The sequence below is a fragment of the Providencia sp. PROV156 genome (genome assembly GCF_028480905.1).
In the GTDB taxonomy this organism is placed as follows: domain Bacteria; phylum Pseudomonadota; class Gammaproteobacteria; order Enterobacterales; family Enterobacteriaceae; genus Providencia; species Providencia hangzhouensis.
This window is the reverse complement of the sequence record NZ_JAMPPE010000053.1, coordinates 1-3,224: the sequence shown is the minus strand read 5'-3', so window position 1 is coordinate 3,224 and position 3,224 is coordinate 1. Positions and strand designations below refer to the sequence as shown.

Sequence of the window (3,224 nt, the reverse complement as noted above, 5' to 3'; positions counted from 1 at the left end):
TGGGTGAGCTCTGGGCTGGTCGGCGCCTTGACCCAGCGGAAACGCGCTGAGCCGTGGGATTGCTCGACATACACACCGTCGAGAAACAGCATGTGGAAGTGAACATTCAGATTGAGCGCCGATCCAAAACGCTGGATCAGGGTGACCGCGCCCGTCTTGGCCACTTGGTGGGTATGGCCCGCTTTCTTGACCAGGTGCGTGGCAATGACGCGGTAAACGATGCCCAGCACCCACCCCATGATCTCGGGCCGGCTGGCAAACAGGAAACGCAGCTGAAACGGGAAGCTCAACACCCACTGACGCATGGGTTGTTCAGGCAGTACTTCATCAACCAGCAAGGCGGCACTTTCGGCCATCCGCCGCGCCCCACAGCTCGGGCAGAAACCGCGACGCTTACAGCTGAAAGCGACCAGGTGCTCGGCGTGGCAAGACTCGCAGCGAACCCGTAGAAAGCCATGCTCCAGCCGCCCGCATTGGAGAAATTCTTCAAATTCCCGTTGCACATAGCCCGGCAATTCCTTTCCCTGCTCTGCCATAAGCGCAGCGAATGCCGGGTAATACTCGTCAACGATCTGATAGAGAAGGGTTTGCTCGGGTCGGTGGCTCTGGTAACGACCAGTATCCCGATCCCGGCTGGCCGTCCTGGCCGCCACATGAGGCATGTTCCGCGTCCTTGCAATACTGTGTTTACATACAGTCTATCGCTTAGCGGAAAGTTCTTTTACCCTCAGCCGAAATGCCTGCCGTTGCTAGACATTGCCAGCCAGTGCCCGTCACTCCGCGGTCTTCACTGCGTGATCGAGTTGATCGACACCCGCCGTGACACGCTCCATGAAGTGCCTGCCTGCGTCTGTTAGCCGAACGCCCCGCGCATGGCGCTCAAATAGCAGGACACCAAGGTTATCCTCCAGCGCTTTCACACGCGCGCTGACGCTCGACTGGCTGATACCAAGTGCCTTGGCCGCATGCCGAAAATTCAGATGCTCGGCGACGGCGATGAACTGAACAAGGGAAATGAGCGGTATCCTGCCAGACAGGATACCGACATTCACGAGGTTTCGATGGTTAGTGCGCCGCATCGGAGCGGGCCTGCTACCAGTCGTCGGTTAGACGACTGGCGACTTCTCGGTGGCAGCCCCACGGAGCCGAAGGAGCACCAGCCCCAACGAAACCAGTACCGCCATCGCCGTGGCGTAACAGATCACGGGCCACGCTGTGTCACCGTTTAAAAGTGCCACCGCCAATGTCCCGACAATGCTGACTATCAGGCTTTGAACGCAGAAGTAGAACGCGACCGCTGATCCCGCGATGTCGTCGAACTCTGCCAAAGCGCCGTTCGCGGTAACGGACACCGTGAAGACAATACCGACCGCGACAACCCACATCGGTAGGATGAAGGTGAGGAATGACGGCGAGCCGTAAAGTTCGCCGATCCCCAACAGGACCGCTCCGCAAACAAGCAACGCCATCCCACGCGCCACGCATCCTGCGATGCCCCATCTGGCGACAAAGGACTTCGCGAAACGGGTTGTCACGATCATTACAAGCGCGACAGTGGCGAAGGCAAAGCTGAATCCGATCTCGGAATATTCCGCTTGGCCTATGAGCACACGGGGAGCCGTCGAGAAGAAGACGAAGTAGGTGCCCATACCGGCGCTAAAGCCGACAGTGTAAACCCAAAAAGCCGGACTCGCGAAGATCGGCAAGACAGATCGGCGCGTCTTGACTTGATCCAGAGGGCGGGTTTCGTGCCACCTGAAACCCGCATTTAGGAGTGCGAGCATCGCCAGTATAGCCAAAGTAATGAATATCGCCTGCCATCCCAAGAACTCGCCGATCAATACTCCGGCGATAGGGCCGAGCGCAGGCACGAACGCCAGCATCGAACTGAAAAGGCCGTAGATGACGACACCCTCAGGACGGTTGGCATAAACGTCGCGAACCGTCGCGAACGTCGCCACCAGCATGGCCGACGCGCCCACTGCTTGAAGTAGACGGAAAGCGACAAAGGCCGGTGCAGTTGAAGACCAAGCTGCTCCCAGAGACGCAATGACGAAAGCCGTTGCGCCCGCAAGTAGAATTGGCCGTCGCCCGATTCTGTCTGAGAGCGGACCAAAAATCACCTGGCCCACGCCGAGCATCACCATATAGAGGCTCAACGTGAGTTGGATCATAGCGGGCGTCGTGTTCAGGATGCCGGGCATCGCTGGAACGACAGGGAGATAAATATCCATCGCCAGTGAAGCGAGGATGTCGAAAGGAGCCATCAGCAGCAGTGCTGCCGGCAGCGTATAGGCCCACGCGGGGCGTGTGGTGGTCATGACGAATCAACCCTCGATTAAGATTAAGGAATACCGGGCGACGTCTGCTCGTCAGCAATCAGATGAGACTAGCCTTACAGAGCGCCGCAACAACAATACTGGTTGTTGCGGCTTACTTGTCTGCTGACTTGGAATTTCCCATCTGATTACTCCACGCTTACGAATATGAATTGCTACATTTTATCAGATTATCTTTTGCTTCGCAATGCGGCATGGGCGCACTCAGCGTTCCAGCCCCCTCTGCCGCCCTAACTGCCACGACACCGACCCGCCCTGCACGATGCCCATAACCTCGCGGCCGAGTTGGCGGTCGATGATCGGCCGCCACGGGACAAGGGTGAACTCATGGGATTTCTCGACCACGGCGAACTTGCCGCTCGATAGATGCACGGTTCCGGTAAACTTGCCGCTGACGCTCTCGCCGTCCGTGGCGGCGCGGAACGGCAGGCCCTTACTCAAAGCCATATCCGATCCGACGCCGGCTACCTCGCGCTCCCGCAGGATGGCGAGAAGGTTGCGCCGGTAGAAGACGCGGCTGTCCCGGCTGCGGGTGGCGTCGCCCTGTTCGATATGGTGCTCGCGGCGCTGGTCCATGGCTTCGCGGACTTGTTGCCCGAAGCCGGTTGGCGCAAGGTCGGCCGTCTCGCCGTGGATCAGCCGCCGGTCCAGCCAGGTCGCGCCGTCCGATCCGATCTGTTTGTTCAGATCGACCGGGGAAAGGACGCGAACGCTGGCCTGACTGTCTCGGCCGGCGTCATGGGCGGCGGCACGGCTGACCAGATCATCGGGGATGCGCCATTGGTCGGCGTCGATCCGCTCGACGATACCGGCCCGGCGTAGCGCCTCCAGCCGGCGCACATGGGCATCGACATAGCCCTCATAGTCGCCGCCTGGAACGCGGCA

General features: G+C 59.5%; 4 protein-coding genes and 1 pseudogene. 1 reads left to right on the top strand and 4 read right to left on the bottom strand.

The features are described 5' to 3' along the window. From PSF31_RS20975 to floR, 3 genes and pseudogenes are all read right to left on the bottom strand, one after another. A pseudogene (locus PSF31_RS20975) lies at positions 1 to 662 on the bottom strand (IS91-like element ISCR2 family transposase); the annotation flags it as partial. Positions 663 to 773: 111 nt separating this feature from the next. Next, positions 774 to 1,079 carry a LysR family transcriptional regulator gene (locus PSF31_RS20970; protein ID WP_001255015.1) on the bottom strand — a complete coding sequence of 102 codons (306 nt, stop codon included), beginning with the start codon at positions 1,077 to 1,079 and terminating at the stop codon, positions 774 to 776. Between the two features lie 27 nt (positions 1,080 to 1,106). Beyond that, positions 1,107 to 2,321, bottom strand: coding sequence for a chloramphenicol/florfenicol efflux MFS transporter FloR (gene floR / locus PSF31_RS20965; protein ID WP_000214122.1), 1,215 nt, complete (start codon positions 2,319 to 2,321; stop codon positions 1,107 to 1,109). On the opposite strand from floR, the gene PSF31_RS20960 reads away from it, so the two are divergent. Then, on the top strand, positions 2,320 to 2,448 hold the full coding sequence (locus PSF31_RS20960; RefSeq protein ID WP_262961194.1) for a hypothetical protein: 129 nt from the start codon (positions 2,320 to 2,322) through the stop codon (positions 2,446 to 2,448). The two genes, floR and PSF31_RS20960, sit on opposite strands and share 2 nt — an antisense overlap. 95 nt (positions 2,449 to 2,543) lie before the next feature. On the opposite strand, the gene PSF31_RS20955 is transcribed toward PSF31_RS20960, so the two are convergent. Then, a partial coding sequence (locus tag PSF31_RS20955; RefSeq protein ID WP_228142026.1) for a DUF3363 domain-containing protein occupies positions 2,544 to 3,224 on the bottom strand: 681 nt, incomplete at its 5' end.